We start from the raw sequence: 19289 nt of genomic DNA, 5'->3' as shown, positions 1-19289 counted from the left end.
GATGCGGGCAGTGTCGTCGAACCATGTTACGCCGCATAAAAGCGAAGCGACGGTTCGTGCTGCCACGAACGCGTCGCTCCGAACCCTTCCCGTCGCCCGCCCCCCGAGGAGACAGATTCGGGGCGGGGACGTCCTGCGAGGCAACCCCCTGATCCCGATGCATCTAACAGGACTTGCTTCGGGGCAGGGGACTTCCTTCGGGGCGCCGCCGGAGCGCGTGGACGCTCCGCTACGGCACAACGCTCAAACTTCAAAACTGCGCGTACAGCGCCGCTTCGCTATCAATAGCCGTACTGCATGTTCTGCTGCACGTTGCTCTTGTCGTAGAACTTGTCGGACACCTTGACCCACGTCGGGATCTTTTCGCCCTTCGCGTAACGCTGTGCGACGTCGCAGGCGAGCGGGCCGAAGAACGGGCTCGACTGCACGCTCGCGCCGAGTTCGCCGGCCGCGATCGCGTCCATGCCGCCCTTGGTGCCGTCGATCGTGACGATCTGGATGTCCTTGCCCGGCTGCTTGCCGGCGGCCTTGATCGCGGCGATCGCGCCGAGCGCCATTTCGTCGTTGTGCGCGTAGACGGCAGTCACATCCGGATGCGCCTGCAAGAGCGTTTCCATGACCTGGCGGCCCTTGTCGCGCGCGAAGTCGCCGCTTTGCGACGCGATGATCGTCATGCCCGGATTCTTCGCGATGATTTCGTCGAAGCCCTTCTTGCGATCGTTCGCGGCCGACGCGCCGGTGGTGCCTTCGAGTTCGATGATCTTCGCCTTGCCGCCCGTCGCCTTGACGAGCCAGTCAGCGGCGCGATGGCCCTGATCGATGAAGTCCGAGCCGATGAAGGTGATGTAGTCGCGGCCCGCCTTGGCGACCGATTGATCGACGTCGCGGTCGACCAGGATCACCGGAATGCCGGCCTTTTTAGCTTGCAGCACGACCGGTGCAAGCGGCTTTTCTTCACGCGGCGGGAACACCAGCAGATCGACGTGCTGCGCGATCATGTTCTGGATGTCCGATACCTGCTTGGAGTTCGAACTGTTGGCGTCGGTCATGACCAACTGCCAGCCGCACTTCGCGGCGATGTCCTTGAAGCTCTTGGTTTCCGCCAGACGCCACGGATTGTTGCTTTCGGTTTGCGCGAAGCCGACCTTCAGCGGAGTCTTGCTGGCCAACTTCGGCAGCGCGTCGTCGGCGTGCGCGGTGGCGACGCCAAAACCGATTGCCAGAGCCAGCAGCGAACCCGCCAGCGGACGAATCTGCTGCTTGCGCACGTGTCTGCGCGACTGCGTGTTGAGCGACGCCATGTCTTCCTCCAGTACCTGGTGAGGTAGGTGTATTTGCTTTTAATTTCTCCTGCCGGCCGGCGTTGATCTGCTCTACCGGACGTGCCGATTATTCCATCCAAAATTATTATCGGTCAATCACTAATAATATTAATTATTGGCTTTTTTGCCTCGGTAATTACCCTGACCGAACCGCGTTCGACCAGCGGACCGTCGAGCTTCACCATGCGATGTCGTACCGGTGCACCGGCGGCACGGTTGTGCTCTTCCTGCAGCAAGGTCTCGACGGCCCAGCGTCCCAATTCGTAGTTCGGCAGCACGACGGTCGAGAGCGGCGGATGCGTGTGGCGGGCGATTTCCTGGTCGTCGTAGCCGAGCACCGAGACGTCTTCGGGCACGCGCAGGCCGAGTTGCTTCAACGCTTCGATGGCGCCGATGGCGGTAAGGTCGTTGGCGCAGAAAATCGCGGTCGGCGGATTGGCTTCGCGCATCAGCGAAAGCGTCAGTTCGAAGCCGAGGCCCGAACTCCAGTCGCCGTCGCGCACCAGTTCCGGCGCGTAGGGCAGGTCGGCGGTCGCGAGTGCGGTGCGGTAGCCTTTGAGACGATCTTTCGAAGCATCCTGCCAGGGTTCGCCGTTGATATAGCCGATCCGCCGATGCCCGGCTTGCAGCAGACAGTCGGTCGCCAGATGGCCGCCGGCCACTTCGGCGGGCACCACCGACGAAAACCCGCCTTCGCCTGTATAGCAGTTCAACAGCACGGTCGGCACCTGCGACAGCGCCGCCGGCGGCGTCACCTTGCGCGTATAGACGGTCGCGTAGATCACGCCGAACACATGCGGATTCGACAGCGTGGTGTCGAGCACCTGCTTCTCGATGTCGGCGTTGCCGTGCGTCGAATAGACCGCCAGCATCTTGCCGCTGGCGTAGGCCGCATCGCGCGCGCCGTCGATGTTCACGACCGGATGCGGACTGGTGGAAATCTCGTCGGCGAGATAGACGATCAGATTGCGTTCGTCGGGCGAGGCCGACACCGGCTCGCGCAGCGACAGCCGGTAGCCGAGGTCGTGCGCGGCTTTCAGCACCTTGTTGCGCGTAGTCTCCGAGAACTTCGCGCCGGTCGCGTTGTTCAGCACTAGCGAGACAGTCGATTGCGACACGCCAGTGAGCTTGGCGATGTCGGTCATGGTCGGACGGCGTTGAGTCGATTTTTTCATTGTGCGGGCCGCGCTGCAGCGGCGCTAAAGCTGGGGCATGCCGTGGGCATCTTGGTGCTTGACGGTACCACTAATAATATGCGCGCGGCAACGCGCGGTAACCCGTCATTTGGGAGAGCTTCATCGCTGCTTGCGCGAGCTCAGCCGGCAAATTTATTACTAATAATATTGACGACTGCGCTTTGGCGTGCGATTCTCGGTCGCGCGGATTTCGACAGTCCGCCGGCTGCGCGCAGTGCGCGGCATGACATAGGAGACATCAATGCGCGTTCATGCCGCCATCCGCCTGAGACCCCGCCTTTCCTGACCATGCGCGACGTTTCCTTGAATTCGATCCGGCCGTCCGCGACCGGACTCATGTGGCTCGACGATCCCGCGGTCGTGGCCACGGTCGTCACGCTCTCGGCCGGCGCGCTGCGTGCCGTGATCGCGCCCGAAGTGGGCGGCGCGCTGGCGGCTTTTTACGAAACGACGCCGGACGGCCCGCTGCACTGGCTGCGGCCGGCCGCGCCGGCGGCCTTCGCTGAGCGCGATCCGCTGCGCATGGCGAGCTTTCCGCTGTTGCCCTACTGCAACCGGATTCGCGACGCGCGTTTCGACTTCGACGGCCGCACCATCGATCTCACCGGAAACGACGTGCGCTTCGCCCACGCGCTGCATGGGAACGCGTGGCGGCATCCTTGGCAAGTCGGGGCGCGCACGGAAAGCTCGGTGGAACTGCACTTCGAACATGAACCGGATTCGCGCATACCCGGCGACTGGCCATTTCGCTATCGCGCGCGGCAGCGTATCGAGTTGAGCGGCGGCGCATTACGCATCACCCTGTCAGCGCAAAACCTGGCCGGGCAGCCGATGCCGTTCGGCATGGGGCATCACCCGTACTATCCGCGCACTGCGCAAACTCGCGTGTACGCCGAGGTGGAGGCCATGTGGCACGCCGACGCCGACGTGTTGCCGACGCATCTCGGCCCGCATCCCGCTGTGAACGCGTTGCGCGAAGGCATGTCGCCGGACGCTTTCGATCTCGACAACAACTTCGCGAACTGGTCGCGCGAGGCGACCATTGCGTGGCCCGACGAACACCGTCGACTGACGATGACAGCCGACGCGCCGTTCGACCACATGGTGGTATTCGCGCCGGCCAACGACGCGCAACTGTGCGTGGAACCGGTGACGAACACCACCGATTGCTTCAACGCGGCCGGCATGCGTGAGCAGGTGGGCGGCTGCGTGTTGCAGCCGGGCGAGGAGATCGCCGCGATGTTGAAATGGACGCCGTACAAGGACTAACGTGCGGCGCCTGAAGGATTGTCTCTATTCGACCCGCAAGCGAGCCATATACGGCAAGTGATCCGAGAGCCACGCGGTTTCCTGCGTCGGCTGGATCCATTCGATCGGCTTCATGCCACGGACGAACATCTTGTCGAGCGCGAGTGCGGGTGAGAAAGCCGGAAAGGTTCGGCCAGACTCGCCGAGCAGCGTGGCCACTTCCTGCAAACCATGCTCGCCGAACAGCGGCACGGAATCGTTGCGCCAGTCGTTGAAGTCGCCTGCCAGCACGAGCGGACCTTCAGGCGCTTCCTTCGCGATCCAGTGCGCGATCCAGTTCATCTGACGCAAGCGGGCCGAACGCGTGAGCGCAAGATGCGCGCACAGCAGCGTGACCGAGTGGCCACCGAAGGTGGCTCGCGCCACCAGCAAACCGCGCTTTTCGAAGCGATGCGCGGAGATATCCCAGCGTCCGCCGAGATCGAGCGGATGCGGCGACAGGATCGCATTGCCATGCCGCCACGACGGTTTGAAGACGTTCGGTCCGAGCGCGATTTCGAGTTCGAGTGCGCGCGCGATTTCAGTGGCCTGACAATGCCAGACGTCGCTCAACGGATCGGAGAGCGGCGCGCCGAAACTGCTCGCCAATACCGGCGACGGCATGCGCCGCGCCATCGCTTCCTGCAAAAAATAGGCGTCCGCGTGGGTCGATTGCACCCAGCGTTGCATGGCCTGCCAGGCCTGAAAGCCGAGCGGTGTGCGGCCTTTATGCAGGTTCCAGCTCACCGCAATGAAATCCTTGGGCGCTACGCTCTCGCGGATCAATTCTTCGGGGTTTCGCATGCCGCGTTGTCCACGTGTTCTGGTTGGGGGCGTCGGTTAGTCGCGCGTTGTTTGCGTGTTTTCTTGCGTGTTCGTTGCATCAGTGTGATCAGTTTGCCGTGTTGGCGCTGTCCGCGAGACTCGCACGCACGCGATAGACCAGGTTCGGGTCCTTGTCGACGATCGTCCAGGTGGCCCATTGCCCCGTCGCCACCTTCAGACCCGGATGACTCGCGCTCACCTGACGCGGTTGCGGCGGCAGCTTACAGCCGGTGTCGGTTTGCCGCGCGGCGTCTTCGTCAAACGTTTCCTGCGCTTCGATCGACAGTGTGACGCTGCTTGCATCCGCCTGCAGCGGCGAGACGGTCAGCGTGCGTGCCAGATCGATACTGCCGGCGGGCTGATCCTTGCAGCCGACGTTATGTTGCACGATCTTGTGATGCGTGTCCGTGCGCGCCTGGCCGACGGTGGTGGTGCCGTCGAATGCGTCGATTTGCTGGCCGTCGCGCATGACTTGCAACTGCCATTGCACGACCTGCTGCGCCGGCCGTTGTTGTGCGCTTTGTTGTGCATTTGCAACCAACGAGGTGCCGAGCAATACGGCCGCGATACTGGTTTTCCACATAGAAGAAGTCTCCGGTCACGGGATCCGGCAGCGTAGTCAGAGGGCCATCTTACCCCTGATGGGCGCAACGCCTTTCTGACACTTCAAACGGGGCCGGGTTCAGCAACAATCCATTTCAGATAAGGCTGGGAATCGCCAAAAACAACCCGCCGTTAGCAGCAGAGCGGCACGACTGCTGGCTTGCACGCGAATATGTCCTCGATACACTGGACCTGAAACGGCGCCATACAAGGAGCCGCAGCAGCAAGACCAGCCAGACGGGGTGAGCGATGACAACAGCAATGGTCAAACAGGAAATCGCCGTGGCGTCTTTCAGCAGGGTGTACGACCTCGATCAGGTCGAGACCGCGCTGAACGATCTCGGTGAAGGCGCGAACGAGGCACTGCGCGCGACATACGAAAAGATGCTGAAAACCGGCAATCTGCGCTTTTGCGTCAAGCCGAACCGCATGCCGTCGATTGACGATCTGATCGACGCGCTGCCCAACTTTTCCGCGCCACTCGACGACATTCGCAAGCAGGTCGCCTTGTGTCTCGAAACAGAAGATCGGCTGGAACTGATGCCGATCCTCCTGCTCGGCGATCCTGGCATCGGCAAGACTCACTTCGCCAAGCAGTTGGCGCGCCTGCTCGGCACCGCGTATCAATACGTGGCGATGAGTTCGCTGACGGCGGGGTGGATTCTGTCGGGCGCCTCGTCGCAATGGAAGAACGCGAAGCCAGGCAAGGTGTTCGATGCGGTCGTGAACGGCAGCTACGCGAACCCGGTGATCGCCGTCGACGAAATCGACAAGGCCACTGGCGATTCGCAATACGATCCGCTCGGCGCGTTGTATGCGCTGCTGGAGCATGACACGGCGCAGACTTTCATCGACGAATTCGCCGAGATTCCGATCAATGCCGGCCACGTGATCTGGATCGCGACGGCGAACGACGAACGCTCGATTCCCGAACCGATCCTGAACCGCATGAACGTGTACGAGATCCCGCCGCCGGATCGGGACGGCGCGCGCCGCATCGCGCAGGCGATCTACGACGAGATCCGTTGCGCGCACAACTGGGGACTGCGCTTTCCCGAGGTGCTCGGCGACGCCGCGCTTGACGCGCTGATGCGCGCTTCACCGCGTGAAATGCGCCGGGCGATTCTCAACGGCTTCGGCGCAGCGCGAATCGACGGACGGGATCATGTCGAGGCCGGCGACATTCGCCTGGACCACGGAAACCGGCGAAAACCCATCGGTTTTTGAGCATTTTTGCCACTTTTTCGCGGAAAAGCCGCCGCCAGGCGGCTTTTTTTATGGCCAAAGCCGGGAATTTGTGCCTGAACCGCAGTGAATGTCATGGCAATTGTTGCTATTAATGAGATGTTAAGTTGTCGCCAATCGATCTGGCTTTTCGATAGTCAAGGAATAGACTTGGTCTCCAACGAGATGACATTTGGGCGATACGCCAGACGTCACTCCGCAATGCACGGAACCTCAAATTCAACGACTATTGGAAACGACGATCATGCGAACGGCTTCCCTCGCTTTACTGTTCTCCTCCACTCTTGCGGCACCGGCCTTCGCGAACGGCTACGGAACGGCGGCGTCGTCTCGTCCCGAGGTCGCCACAGCCACGCAACCGAGCGACGTAAGTCGCGCGCAAAGGCCCCATGTGGCGGAAGCTGCGCGTCCAGGCGTCAACAGCACGCAGGATTAAGCGCCGATCGTCCCGCAAACACGCCGGCTCGGTCGAGCCGCGTATCACATTCACCAGCCGCGCGAAGAAGCGAGCGCTGCGACCCTCGACGGCGTACACTAATTAAGTCTGGCCGCTACGTTTGAGACCCGCTCAAGACCGCATGCCCGCAGTCATTGCCGACTGCGGGCATTTGTGTCTGTACGGCGTCGTACAATTTCACGTAGCGGTTGCGAATGGACAGGTGCGTTCGGCAGCGAGCGGTGTACGGCACGCGACAGCCGCACCCTGTCTTCATCTTGATCGGGTGAACGAGGTAGCGCGCGGCGACGTTGGCCGCGTCAAGGGACATGGACCAAATCGAATGTGTAGTGATCGGCGCCGGCGTGATCGGTCTCGCGGTGGCGCGCGCACTGGCGGCGCGAGGCCGCGACGTCATCGTGCTGGAAGGGGCCGAAGCAATCGGCGTGGGCACCAGCTCGCGCAACAGCGAGGTGATTCACGCGGGCATCTACTATCCGCGTGGCTCGCTCAAAGCCGCGCTTTGCGTGCGCGGCCGCGAGATGCTCTACGACTACTGCGTCGAGCGCAACGTGCCGCATTCACGCTGCGGCAAATTGCTGGTGGCCACTTCGCGCAACCAGATTCCCCAGCTCGAAAGCATCATGGCCAAAGGCCGCGACAACGGTGTGCTCGACCTCATGCGAATCACCGGCGACCAGGCGCAAGCGCTCGAACCCGCGCTCGAATGTGTCGAAGCGGTGTTCTCGCCGCAGACGGGCATCGTCGATAGTCATCAGTTCATGCTGGCGCTGCAGGGTGACGCCGAACGCGACGGCGCGGTGTGTGCGTTTCACGCGCCGGTCAAAGCGATCGAAGCGAGCAATGGCCGCTTCATCATCAACGTGGGCGGTGGCGCGCCGACCACGATCAGCGCAGCGTGCGTGATCAACAGCGCCGGTTTGCAGGCGAACGCACTGGCGCGCAAGATCCGCGGACTCGACGCGCGACATGTGCCGCCGCTCTATCTCGCACGCGGCAACTACTTCAGCATCTCGGGGCGCGCGCCATTCAGCCGCCTGATTTATCCGATGCCGAACGAAGCAGGCCTCGGCGTGCATCTGACCATCGACCTCGGCGGCCAAACGCGTTTCGGTCCCGATGTCGAATGGGTCGATGCGATCAATTACGACGTCGATCCGCGTCGCGCGGAATCGTTTTATGCGGCGATTCGCGCCTATTGGCCCGCGCTTCCGGACGATGCATTGCAGCCCGCGTATGCGGGGATTCGTCCGAAGCTTTCCGGTCCCGGCGAACCTGCTGCCGACTTCGTGATTCAAGGTCCGGCGGCGCATGGTGTGCGTGGACTCGTCAATCTGTTCGGTATCGAGTCGCCGGGATTGACGGCGTCGCTCGCGATCGCGCAGCGCGTGTGCGAGTTGAGCGGACGCGCGTGATTCGCGCCAACGGTGTCACTGCCAGCGCTCGACTCGCGCGCGGTTCGCACATCGCGCATCGCGCGTTTCACCGCGAGTGCTCACCTCGCCTGCGATCGATTCGCATTTCGCGCGACATTCAGCCGCGCGGTCGTACCAATTCGGTTATCTCTATCATTTGGACCGTCACGCGCGACGCCTTCATTGCTATCCTTGGGGACCGCTGTCACTAGAACGGCGATCAGTTCAATATAAATGGAGTGAGTCCCCATGAAACCTTCCCGTCGTACGTTTTTGATCACCAGCATTGGTGTGGCGTCCACCTTTGCGCTGTCGCGCCAGGCATTCGCCGACGCGCCGAAAGTCGCCGAAAGCGATCCGACCGCGCAGGCCCTCGGCTATAAGGAAGACGCCACGAAAGTCGACAAGGCGAAATTCGCCAAGTACGCACCAGGCCAGGACTGCGGCAACTGTAGCTTCTACCAAGGCAAGCCGACCGACGCCTACGCCGGCTGCCCGATGTTCGCCGGCAAGCAGGTCGCGAGCAAGGGTTGGTGCAGCGCATATAACAAGAAGGCCTGATTACCCATCGGCCGCACACGCACTCAGTGTTGCGCGAAACGCGCCGCAACATCGCGGTGCGAATTCGAGGTCCAGTCATTCAGGCGTCTGCCACCCCGCGCGGCAGACGCCTTTTTGCTGCTTGAAAACCGCTGATGCGCTCTTTACACTCCAAGGCGACCTCTACGGCTCGCGCTCTTTTTTCTCGCTCGCGCTAACACGGCATTGCACTAAAACGACGCACCACAGGATACTTTTGGCAGGCTGGAGATTCGAATGAAACCAGCGTCAAGGAGCCTTCATACGCGAGCCGTCGTCGCGGCCGTGATCGGCAATGCACTCGAGTGGTACGACTTCACCGTGTTCGGTTTTCTGACGGTGGTGATCGCACAGTTGTTCTTCCCGGCCGGCAGCGACTATTCGTCGTTGCTCCTCGCCACCGCGACGTTTGGCGTTGCTTTCGTCATGCGGCCGATCGGCGGCATCGTACTCGGACTCTACGCGGATCGCGCGGGGCGTAAAGCGGCGTTGTCGCTCGTCATCGCGCTGATGACGCTCGGCATTCTGCTGCTGGCGATCGCGCCGCCGTATTCGGCGATCGGCATCGGCGCGCCGTTGATGATCGTAGTTGGACGTTCGCTGCAAGGCTTTTCCGCCGGCGGGGAGTTCGGCAGTTCGACGGCGTTGCTGATTGAAGCAGCGCCGTTTTCGAAGCGCGGCTTCTACGGCAGTTGGCAGATGGCGAGCCAGGCGGCGGCGCTGCTGCTCGGCGCGGTGGTGGGCGCATTGATCACCCGCGGACTGTCGCCCGAGGCGCTGAAATCCTGGGGCTGGCGCGTGCCCTTCATTCTGGGTTTGATCATCGGCCCGATCGGTTTTTATATCCGCCGGCATCTCGCGGATTCGGAAGCGTTTCTGCTCGCGCAAAAAACTGCGCGGCGCGCGACGCTCGGCGAGGTTTTCAGAACTCACACCCGCGACGTGCTCTGCGGACTCGGCTCGGTGGTCGCGCTCACGGTGACGATCTACGTGCTGATCAGCTATCTGCCGACCTTCGCGGTCAATCAACTGAAACTGCCCTACGCGCAATCCTTTTACGCGGTGATCGTCGGCAATCTGCTGTTGACGGTGCTGTCGCCATTGACCGGCGCATGGTCGGACAGGATCGGGCGCAAGGGGCTGTCGCTGTGGTCGCTGGTGATCACGCTCGTGATCATCTATCCGCTGTTCGCGTGGCTCGCGGCGGAGCCGAGCGTGTCGAAACTGATTCTCGTGCAGGCGTTGCTATCGATCACGCTGTCCGGCTATTACGGACCGTTCGGCGCGCTGATCGCGGAGCTGTTTCCGGCGAACGTGCGCTCGACCGGCTTATCGCTTGCCTACAACATCGCGGTGATGGTGTTCGGCGGCTTCGGGCCGTTCGTCGTGACATGGCTCATCAATACCACCGGCTCACCGCTCGCGCCGACTTACTACGTGATGGGCGGACTGGCGCTGTCGATCGTCGCGGTGGCTTGCATTCCGGGCAAGCGCCACGCGGATCTCGACGCGCATCGCAAGCCGGCCTGAACGGCGGCCGGTTTTTAGTCAGGCTTTGATGCCGGCTGCGAGCCATTGCCGCTATTTCGCTGCGACACCTTCTCCCACGCCTCTCGCCTAGTTGCGTGCCTGTATCAACGGCGGCCGCTTGTCGAACCATGGCCGTGCCGTTTCGAGCTGCGCGGCCAGACGCAGAAGCGTCGCCTCGCCGCCGTCGCGCGCGGCAAATTGCACACCGATCGGCAGCCCACGCGCATTCCAGTAGAGCGGCACCGACATCGCCGGCTGGCCGCTCAGGTTGAACAGTTCCGTGCAACCGGCCCAGGTAAACGCCTTGTTCGACGCTTCCATCAGCACCTTCTTCATCAGCGCTTCGAGCGGCATGGCGGTGACCGCGCGCATTTGCATGCGTTCAGCCGACGTGGGATGCATCTCGCCAATCTTGATCGGCGGCGCGGCGAGCGTGGCGCACAGAATCACGTCGTAGCGATTCAGCAGATCGGTGAGCCGCTCGGTGATGCGGCGCTGTTCTTCGAGCGCGGCGGGCAGGCCGCGTTCGCCGAGTTTGCGGCCCACATGCGCCATCGCCCACGTCGAAATTTCGAATTCGGCGCGCAGCGGTTTACGGCCGCTGATGCGCTCGGCGTTCAGCACCAGATCTTCCGCCGTCACGGACCAGAGCGTGAGGAACGCGTGGCGAACCGCCGCGAAGTCGATGCCGAGCGACACCGGTTCGATGTTATGGCCGAGCGAGCTGGCGAGTTGCGCGGCGTCTTCGAGCGCGGCGCGCGCGTCGGCGGAAAGCGACGGCGCGAGCATCGGCTCGGTGACGTACGCGATATTCAGCGGTTTGCACGGCTCGCGGCTCGCGCTCAGAAACGTGCCCGGCGCGCCGAGTGGCCGCTCGGCATTGCCGCCAAGCAGATCGAGCAGCAGCGCACTGTCGCGCACACTGCGCGACACCGCATGATCGACGCCGAGTTCACCGGCTTCAGCCTCCGCGGTTGCGCGCGGCACACGTCCGCGTGAAGGTTTGAGGCCGAAGAGTCCACAGCATGACGCCGGAATGCGGATCGAGCCGCCGCCGTCCGACGCATGTGCGAGCGGCACGATGCCGGCGGCAACCGCCGCCGCCGCGCCACCGCTCGAGCCGCCAGGCGTATGGTCGAGATTCCACGGATTGCGGCACGCGCCGAACAGTTCGGGCTCCGTATAAGGCATCTGGCCGAGCTCGGACGTGCTGGTCTTGGCAAAGATGTTGAGGCCGGCCGCTTTCGCGAGCGCGACCACCGGCGCGTCTTCGGTGGGAATGAAATGGCGGTAGTGGCGGCTGCCCATGGCCATGCGCAGTCCTGCGACCGGCGCGCCGAGGTCCTTGATCAGATAGGGCACGCCGGCCAGCGCTGATTGCGCGCTGACGCCATCGGCGTTGCTTGCGCCGTTCGCACGGCTCGCATCGTCGCGTGAAGCGCGTTGGCGGGCAGCATCGTAGTCCTTCAGGACAATCGCATTGATCGCGGGATTGACGGCTTCGGTGCGTGAAATCGCGATGTCGAGCAACTCGCGCGCGCTTGCTTCGCGCTTGCGTACCAGGTCGGCGAGGCCGGTGGCGTCATGGGCGAGATAGTCTGAATGCACGACGGATGAGCCCTCGCTATCGAGTGTTGAATCGGCCGGCGGTCCACGCGCGCGATGAACCGCGCCGCGAGGTTTTGTCGCCCGGATCGATTGCCACACATGGAAAAGACGGCGTGCCACTGACACGCCGTCTTTGAGAGAGTAACTGAGTTATGCGCGCGAGTTACTGACGCACATGAAAAGCGCTGACAAAAAACGCAATTGACGCGCGCAGATAAGCGTCGCGAATGGCGGCACAAATCAGCGCGCCAATTAAAACCGCACGTTACAGACGTTCGCCGAGGAAAGTCAGCGTGCGGCCATGCGCCAACGCGGCGGCGCGCTGGCTATACGATGCACGGTCCGAACAGTTGAAGCCGTGATCGGCATTCGGATAGATGTGGAATTCGGCGTCGGTGCGGCCGGCGAAGCGCTCCTGAATCTGGCCGACGGCCGACAGCGGGATGTGCGCGTCGAGTTCGCCGTAGTGGAATTGCATCGGCACCTTGACCTTCGCGGCTTCGTCGAGCTGGTTCTGGATGCCGCCGCCGTAGTAGGCGATTGCGCCGTCGAGCGTGCCTTGCGCCGCCGCCAGATACGCGAGCCGGCCGCCGAAGCAAAAGCCAATTGCCGCCACCTTGCCGGTCACTTCCGGCATGGCGCGCAGCGCGGCCGCGGCTGCGCCGATATCGGCCACCGCTTCGTCGACCTTGAGTTTCTGCATCAGCTCGATGCCTTTCTCGCGATCGGCGCCGTCGTACGTCAATTCCACGCGCGGTTGCACGCGCCAGAACACGTCCGGTGCGAGCGCGACGTAGCCGTCTTGCGCGTACTGATCCGCGACCGAACGGATATGGCTGTTCACGCCGAAGATTTCCTGAATGATGATGACGGCCGGTCCCTTGCCGCCCTTCGGCAACGCCAGGTAGCCGCCGAAACTGTCGTTACCGGCGGGAATGTCGATCCATCGGGAAGTCGTGCTCATGTTGCTCTCCATTGACTCGCGCGCGGCTGCGCGAGGTCGGTCCGAGTGAAGGCCAGAGGCCTGAATGCCTGAAGCGGGGCGGTCAGTTTGCCACCAAACGAAACGCCGTGCAGCGCGGCTCTGTGAGGCAGAAATCTCGTAAGGCGATTGAAACATTCTCGATAATTCATTTTTCCCGCGCGGGCCGCATCGGTACATTGAAGCGTATCGGCTTGCTCATGTCGCGAGCGCATTGACGGGAAAGGAAATCATCATGAGTGAAGGCAGTTTTGTGACGCCGTTTGCGCAGCGTTTCGGGTTGCGTGTGCCGGTCGTGCAGGCGCCGATGGCGGGCGGCGCGACGACGCCGGCGATGGTCGCTGCGGTATCGAACGCCGGCGGTCTCGGTTTTCTGGCGGGCGCGGCGCTCTCGCCCGAGAAGATCGCAAGCGAAGTCGCGGCGATTCGCGCGCTGACGGATCGTCCGTTCGGCGTGAATCTGTTCGTGCTCGAGCCGGCCACGCCGGACGACACGACGGTGCGTAGCGCGCTCGAAGCCATCGATCCGTTGCGCCACGACCTCGGTTTGCCGCCGGGCGCTCCGCTCGCACGCTACGCGCCGGATTTCCGCGCGCAACTAGACATGCTGATCGAATTGCGCGTGCCGCTGGCGAGCTTCACGTTCGGATTGCTTGCGGCCGACGACGTCGCCCGGCTGCACGCCAACGGTCTATATGTAATCGGCACGGCGACGCATGCCGCCGAAGGTGTGGCCTGGCGCGACGCGGGCGCCGATGCGATTGCCGCACAAGGCGCGGAGGCGGGCGCGCATCGCGGCACATTCATCGGCGCATTCGAAGACGCGCTGGTCGGCACGATGGCGCTCGTGCCGCAACTCGTCGACGCGACCGGGCTGCCGGTGCTCGCCGCCGGCGGCATTATGGACGGCCGCGGCATCGTCGCCGCGCTCGCGCTCGGCGCGCAAGCCGCGGTGATGGGCACCGCGTTTCTCACCTGTCACGAGAGCGCGATCCCGCAGGCATGGAAAACCCGTGTGCGCTCCGCGTCCGACACGTCGACTTCGGTCACGCGCGCGATCACCGGCCGCCATGCGCGCGGCATACGCAATCCGTTGATGCAGCGTTTGAGCGAAGCGGCGCAGAAGATCGCGCCGTATCCGGTGCAAAACGCGTTGACGCAGGAGCTGCGGCAAACCGCGAGCCGCGCGGAAAACGGCGACTATCTCTCGCTATGGTCAGGCCAGGGCGCGCCTTTGGGCCGCGCCCGCCGCGAAGGTCTCGGCGCCGCCGAACTGATAGGCCAACTCGAACACGAATGGCGCGCGGCAACGGCGCGCATCGCCGCGTTCAAAAGCTGATTCAACACGATCCGGACGGGGTCCGGACGTGCCTCCTTTTCAAGCACGAAGCCTATTCGGATGATTAACGGTTTAACACGCTAAAAGCTTTAGGCCGTGCTGTTAGACGAAAGCCTCACATAGCGGAAACCCGCATGGGCTGGTGCTTTCCAGTCAGTCTCTCCGGCCGGAATCAGCGCCTGTTGGATAAACGCTATTAGTGTTCATCCCACTTCCTCAAAAAAGTCCCACAATTTAATTTGATGGCCTACACTTGCGCGCAAGTACGGTTTGCCGCCTGCCACAAACAGTCCGGTGAGCGTGCTGGCCAAGTGCATGAACGATGCAACCGGCGTGGTCGTCCACGGGACTGAGCGACACGTGTTGGGGAAGCGGGGGCACAGGGCGATTACGTTGTTTTTGGGACCGAAACTGGAGACTTACATGAACATCAAGATTCAAAAGCTGTTGCCGATCAGCGCTGCGGCGATGCTGTTCGCGACGTTGGCAACTTCGGCTGCAGCCGACACGGTCGTCAAGATCGGTCACGTTGCACCGCTGACCGGCGGTATCGCTCACCTGGGTAAAGACAACGAAAACGGCGCGCGCCTGGCAGTTGAAGAAATCAACGCCAAGGGCCTGACGATCGGTGGCCAGAAAATCACGCTGCAACTCGACGCGCAAGACGACGCAGCCGACCCGCGTACGGCAACTCAAGTCGCGCAGAAACTGGTCGACGATAAGGTCGTCGCAGTGGTTGGCCACTTGAATTCGGGCACGTCGATCCCGGCTTCGAAGATCTATAGCGATGCTGGCATCGTGCAGATCTCGCCGTCGGCAACGAACCCGGCCTACACGCAACAAGGTTTCAAGACGACGTACCGCGTCGTGGCGACCGATGCGCAACAAGGTCCGGCACTGGCTAACTACGCAGCGAAGGGTCTGAAAGTGAAGAGCGTCGCGATCGTCGACGACTCGACCGCTTATGGCCAGGGTCTGGCAAACGAATTCGAAAAGACCGCCAAGTCGCTGGGCCTGAACGTGATGTCGCATGACGCGACGAACGACAAGGCTGTCGACTTCCGCGCGATTCTGACGAAGATCAAGGGCGAAAACCCGGACGCGATCATGTACGGCGGCATGGACGCCACCGGCGGCCCGTTCGCCAAGCAAGCCAAGCAGCTCGGCCTGCGCGCGAAGGTGCTGGCAGGCGACGGCGTGTGTACCGACAAGCTGTCGGACCTGGCTGGCGACGCAACCGACAACATCGTCTGCTCGGAAGCCGGTATGGCGCTCGAGAAGATGTCTGGCGGCTCGGCGTTCCTCGCCAAGTATCAGAAGCGTTTCGGTCAGCCGATCCAGATCTACGCTCCGTTCACGTATGACGCTGTGTACATCATCGTCGACGCCATGAAGCGTTCTAACTCGACCGATCCGGCGAAGATCCTGGCAGCGATGCCGAGCACGGATTACAAGGGTGTGATCGGCGAAACCACGTTCGACTCGAAGGGCGACCTTCAACACGGCGTGATCTCGCTGTACAACTACAAGGCAGGCAAGAAGACGCTGCTCGACGTAGTGAAGATGTAAAAACCGCGTGGCCGAAGGCAGCGTATTGTCTGTCTTCGGTTACATGGGAAAAAAGGCACGCGCGCCGCGAGGTTCGCGTGCCTTTTCTTTTGCCGATCCTTTTTGCGGATCCGCATTGCTCGGAGAGACTGCCGTGACCACTGTGACCCGTTCGTTCGACGACGCGTGGCGCCGCTGGATTGCCGAGAATCTGCTGCTCGACGCACCCTCATCCGCAGTGCATGGCGCTCTGGTCGGCCACGGTTTCGACACGGTCGATGCCACGCGAGAAATCGATGCGGCGCTCGCGAGTCCTTATTTTCACGGGTCAACGCGTCTGCGCAATCGTTTGCGTAAGCGCGAATGGATCCTGTCGGTGTACGGCGAGCTCAATCGCATGCGCGCGGCGAGCGGCGTAATCGAACGGCGCGAACGTTTATCGCGCGACGCGTTCTTTGAGCAGTACTACTTTCAGAACCGGCCGGTGATCATCACCGGCGCATTCGATTTCTGGCCTGCGCGTTCGCAATGGAATTGGGACTACCTTCGCGAGCGGTGCGGCGATTGTGAAGTGGAAGTGCAGGTCGGCCGTGAATCGGACGCGAATTACGAAGTCAATCAGCTCAGGCTCAGGCACATGATGCGCTTTGCCGATTATGTCGATCTCGTCGAGCGGAGCGGGCCGACTAACGATTTCTACATGACCGCCAATAACACCTCGCGTAATCGCGAGGCGCTTGCGGCGTTATGGTCCGATGTACCGCCAATCGACGAATATCTCGACGCCGCATCGCCCGACACCGGTTTCTTCTGGATGGGACCGGCTGGAACAAAGACGCCGTTTCACCACGACCTGACCAACAACTTCATGGCGCAGGTGATCGGCCGCAAACAGATCAAACTCGTGCCGCTGTCCGACACGCCGCATATGGCAAACCATCTGCATTGCTATTCGCAAGTCGATGGCGGCGCGATCGACTACGACAGTTTCCCGTCGATGCGGCAAGCGCAGTTGATCGAGTGCACGCTCGCGCCCGGTGAATTGCTGTTTCTGCCGATCGGCTGGTGGCATTACGTGGAAGGACTCGACGCATCGGTGACGATGACGTTCACGAATTTTCTCCGCAGTAACGACTTCTCGCGTCACTACGATACGTATCACGAACTGTGACGGGCGCGGCGCGCCTTCGCATCAGATCTTCAAACGCCGCAGCACCTTCGGACCGACAATCGCGATCAACGCGGAACAGATGGCCACCACTGACAATCCGATCGGCAAACTGGTCACCTGCGTCACCGCGCCGATGATCACCGGCCCGAGCAGCAGCCCGAAGTACGCCAACCCGGCAACGTGCGCGAGTCCTTCCGCCGCATGAATGCCTTTGACGTTCGCCGCCGCCGCGAACAGCACAGGCATCATGTTCGCCAGACCGAGACCCATCAGCGTGAAGCCGATCAACGCGACGACCGGATTCGGCAGCAACAGCGCGCCGACCATCCCGACGCAGGCGAGCGTCGCGCTTGCCATCACCAGTTGCGGCGCGCCGAAGCGGGCGCGCACCGCGTCGCCGGCAAAGCGCGCGGCCGCCATGCCGCCCGAGAATGCCGCGTAGGCTGCGCTCGCGAGCGCAGGTGTGGCCAGCACGACGTCGCGCATATAGACGGTCGCCCAGTCATACATCGCGCCTTCCGCGATCAGCGCGACCAGCGCCATCGCGCCGAGCGCCCACAACGCCGGCGAGCGCCAGCGATTGGCGCGCGGCGTGGCGGAGTCGGGATGATCGGCGTGCGGCACGTGCGGCAACACGGAAGGACAGGCGGCGATCAGCACGAGCGCGCTGACCGCGGCGGCCAGCGCAAGATGCACCGCCGGCGCCATGCCGCGCGACAGCAGCGCACCGCCGACCGCCGCACCGAACATTCCGCCAACGCTGAACATGCCGTGCAACGACGACATGATCGGCTTGCCGAGCGCTTTCTCGACGGCGCTGGCTTCGGCGTTCATCGCGACATCGAGCGTGGCCATGCCCGCGCCGAAGGTGGCCAGCACGACCAGCAGCAGCCAGTAAGTCGGCACGACCAGAATCAGCGCCGCGCATACGGCCATCACAAGGCCGCCGGTGAGGCAGGCGCGGCGCGTGCCGACCCGCGCAATCCACGAAGCATTGGCCGCCATCGCGCCGATCGAGCCGCCCGCCACGGCCAGCAGCGCGAAGGAGAGCAGCGCCGCGTTCAGATGGAAACGGTCGCGCACCGTCGGTACATGCACTCCCCACGACGCGTACATCATGCCGGCGATGAAGAACACCGCCATCGTGGCGATACGGGCCCGCTGCCGGGCGGTATCGGACAGGTCGCGGTGAGCGGCGGGGAGGGCGGCGAATTCGGAGGAGCGGTCTGACACGGAAATCTCGTGGAGGGTGATGCGAGAAAAAGCGGCGGAGGAAAGCACGTTGAAAGCGAATTTCCGATTCTAACGAAGCATGCTGTCTTATGCTTGGAAGGCGGAATCCGCACATTGGCGATTGTTCGGCTCGGACATGACAGGCATTGGGCATGGTGCTCCGCTGGCCAGTCTTTCGTGATTCGCCGCTCATCTATCGAGGAACGCGCACTTGAATATTCCCGCTCACGCTCCGCTGCATCTCCTGCACACAGTCGCTGTCGGCACGCTCGCCACTCACGCGCGCCAGCCGGAAGGTTTTCCTTATCCGTCCGTGCTGCCGTTCGCACCGGACCCGCAGCATCGTCCGACGATCCTCGTGAGCCGGCTCGCCGAGCATACCCATAACCTGCACGCCGACCCGCGCGCCGGTTTTCTGGCCGTCGACGCCCCCGACGGCGACGTGCTGAGCGGCCAGCGTGTCACCTTGCTAGGCACCTTCGAACCGGTCGACTCGACGCCGGAGGTGGTGCAGCGCTATCTGCGCTATCACCCGGACGCGGAGCGCTACCTCGTGCTCGGCGATTTCACGTTTTGGGCAATGAGGCTGGAGCGGCTGCGTTATATCGGCGGCTTCGGCGCGATGGGATGGCTCGCCAGCGCCGAACTCGATCCATTGCCGCCTCTCGGTTTCGAGGAAGAGAACGCGCTGATCGCGCAATTCGCTGGCCATTCCGGCAGCAAGGGCGAATTTCAACTGCTCGGCGTCGATCGATATGGCGCAGATCTGAAACTGAACGGTGTGCGCAGCCGTTTTGTCTTCGACGACGCAAAACTCAATACCGAAACCTTGCACGCAGCGCTCGAAGATTGCATGCAGCGCTACGTGAATTAGGTTTTTACCGCCGTTCGGGGAAAACACTCATGCGTAATAACAGCGCAGAACGCCTGCCGCAATATGTTACGACGT

At 62.6% G+C, this 19289-nt stretch carries 16 protein-coding genes; 9 read left to right on the top strand and 7 right to left on the bottom strand.

Annotated elements, in window-relative coordinates; all coding sequences use genetic code 11:
* Nucleotides 1-281: 281 nt before the first annotated feature.
* Together PQR32_RS06030 and PQR32_RS06025 are read right to left on the bottom strand one after the other, a co-directional pair.
* Entirely contained in the window at nucleotides 282-1301 is a 1020-nt protein-coding gene (locus PQR32_RS06030; protein WP_012431449.1) for an ABC transporter substrate-binding protein, read from the bottom strand.
* A gap of 113 nt (nucleotides 1302-1414) precedes the next feature.
* Nucleotides 1415-2497, bottom strand: a complete 1083-nt coding sequence (locus tag PQR32_RS06025) for a LacI family DNA-binding transcriptional regulator (protein WP_408223227.1) — start codon at nucleotides 2495-2497, stop codon at nucleotides 1415-1417.
* 309 nt (nucleotides 2498-2806) lie between these two features.
* Here PQR32_RS06025 and PQR32_RS06020 point away from each other — a divergent pair, with 309 nt between their 5' ends.
* On the top strand, nucleotides 2807-3787 hold the full coding sequence (locus PQR32_RS06020) for an aldose 1-epimerase (RefSeq protein ID WP_408223225.1): 981 nt from the start codon (nucleotides 2807-2809) through the stop codon (nucleotides 3785-3787).
* A gap of 24 nt (nucleotides 3788-3811) precedes the next feature.
* On the opposite strand, the gene PQR32_RS06015 is transcribed toward PQR32_RS06020, so the two are convergent.
* Nucleotides 3812-4609, bottom strand: a complete 798-nt coding sequence (locus PQR32_RS06015; protein ID WP_132376358.1) for an endonuclease/exonuclease/phosphatase family protein — start codon at nucleotides 4607-4609, stop codon at nucleotides 3812-3814.
* Between the two features lie 88 nt (nucleotides 4610-4697).
* Entirely contained in the window at nucleotides 4698-5213 is a 516-nt protein-coding gene (locus PQR32_RS06010) for a hypothetical protein (protein WP_408223223.1), read from the bottom strand.
* Between the two features lie 269 nt (nucleotides 5214-5482).
* Here PQR32_RS06010 and PQR32_RS06005 point away from each other — a divergent pair, with 269 nt between their 5' ends.
* The 4 genes from PQR32_RS06005 (at nucleotide 5483) to PQR32_RS05990 (ending at nucleotide 10459) form a co-directional block, all read left to right on the top strand.
* Nucleotides 5483-6460 (top strand): AAA family ATPase, encoded by a 978-nt coding sequence (locus PQR32_RS06005; protein WP_408223221.1) that lies wholly within the window; start codon nucleotides 5483-5485, stop codon nucleotides 6458-6460.
* A 783-nt stretch (nucleotides 6461-7243) separates the two neighbouring features.
* The gene (locus PQR32_RS06000) at nucleotides 7244-8350 is read left to right on the top strand and encodes an NAD(P)/FAD-dependent oxidoreductase (RefSeq protein WP_408223219.1); all 1107 of its coding nucleotides are present in this window, start codon (nucleotides 7244-7246) and stop codon (nucleotides 8348-8350) included.
* Nucleotides 8351-8599: 249 nt separating this feature from the next.
* Nucleotides 8600-8911 carry a high-potential iron-sulfur protein gene (locus PQR32_RS05995; RefSeq protein WP_408223217.1) on the top strand — a complete coding sequence of 104 codons (312 nt, stop codon included), beginning with the start codon at nucleotides 8600-8602 and terminating at the stop codon, nucleotides 8909-8911.
* Nucleotides 8912-9166: 255 nt separating this feature from the next.
* Nucleotides 9167-10459, top strand: a complete 1293-nt coding sequence (locus PQR32_RS05990; RefSeq protein ID WP_408223215.1) for an MFS transporter — start codon at nucleotides 9167-9169, stop codon at nucleotides 10457-10459.
* A gap of 87 nt (nucleotides 10460-10546) precedes the next feature.
* Here PQR32_RS05990 and PQR32_RS05985 read toward each other — a convergent pair whose 3' ends face one another.
* Nucleotides 10547-12067 (bottom strand): amidase, encoded by a 1521-nt coding sequence (locus tag PQR32_RS05985; protein ID WP_408223213.1) that lies wholly within the window; start codon nucleotides 12065-12067, stop codon nucleotides 10547-10549.
* A 265-nt stretch (nucleotides 12068-12332) separates the two neighbouring features.
* Nucleotides 12333-13031, bottom strand: a complete 699-nt coding sequence (locus PQR32_RS05980; RefSeq protein WP_408223211.1) for a dienelactone hydrolase family protein — start codon at nucleotides 13029-13031, stop codon at nucleotides 12333-12335.
* A gap of 253 nt (nucleotides 13032-13284) precedes the next feature.
* On the opposite strand from PQR32_RS05980, the gene PQR32_RS05975 reads away from it, so the two are divergent.
* The 3 genes from PQR32_RS05975 to PQR32_RS05965 all read left to right on the top strand — a co-directional run bounded on the left by PQR32_RS05975 (nucleotide 13285) and on the right by PQR32_RS05965 (nucleotide 17107).
* The gene (locus PQR32_RS05975; RefSeq protein WP_408223209.1) at nucleotides 13285-14388 is read left to right on the top strand and encodes an NAD(P)H-dependent flavin oxidoreductase; all 1104 of its coding nucleotides are present in this window, start codon (nucleotides 13285-13287) and stop codon (nucleotides 14386-14388) included.
* A 423-nt stretch (nucleotides 14389-14811) separates the two neighbouring features.
* A complete protein-coding gene (locus PQR32_RS05970; protein WP_408223207.1) occupies nucleotides 14812-15957 on the top strand; it encodes a branched-chain amino acid ABC transporter substrate-binding protein in 1146 nt (381 codons plus the stop codon).
* Nucleotides 15958-16090: 133 nt separating this feature from the next.
* A complete protein-coding gene (locus PQR32_RS05965; RefSeq protein WP_408223205.1) occupies nucleotides 16091-17107 on the top strand; it encodes a cupin-like domain-containing protein in 1017 nt (338 codons plus the stop codon).
* A 21-nt stretch (nucleotides 17108-17128) separates the two neighbouring features.
* On the opposite strand, the gene PQR32_RS05960 is transcribed toward PQR32_RS05965, so the two are convergent.
* Nucleotides 17129-18340 (bottom strand): MFS transporter, encoded by a 1212-nt coding sequence (locus tag PQR32_RS05960; RefSeq protein WP_408223203.1) that lies wholly within the window; start codon nucleotides 18338-18340, stop codon nucleotides 17129-17131.
* Between the two features lie 211 nt (nucleotides 18341-18551).
* On the opposite strand from PQR32_RS05960, the gene PQR32_RS05955 reads away from it, so the two are divergent.
* Nucleotides 18552-19214 carry a HugZ family pyridoxamine 5'-phosphate oxidase gene (locus tag PQR32_RS05955; protein WP_408223201.1) on the top strand — a complete coding sequence of 221 codons (663 nt, stop codon included), beginning with the start codon at nucleotides 18552-18554 and terminating at the stop codon, nucleotides 19212-19214.
* The last annotated feature ends 75 nt before the right edge of the window (nucleotides 19215-19289 follow it).

Source organism: Paraburkholderia dipogonis, assembly GCF_046027395.1.
GTDB classification, from domain to species: Bacteria; Pseudomonadota; Gammaproteobacteria; order Burkholderiales; family Burkholderiaceae; genus Paraburkholderia; species Paraburkholderia dipogonis_A.
This window is presented reverse-complemented; position numbering and strand designations above follow the sequence as displayed.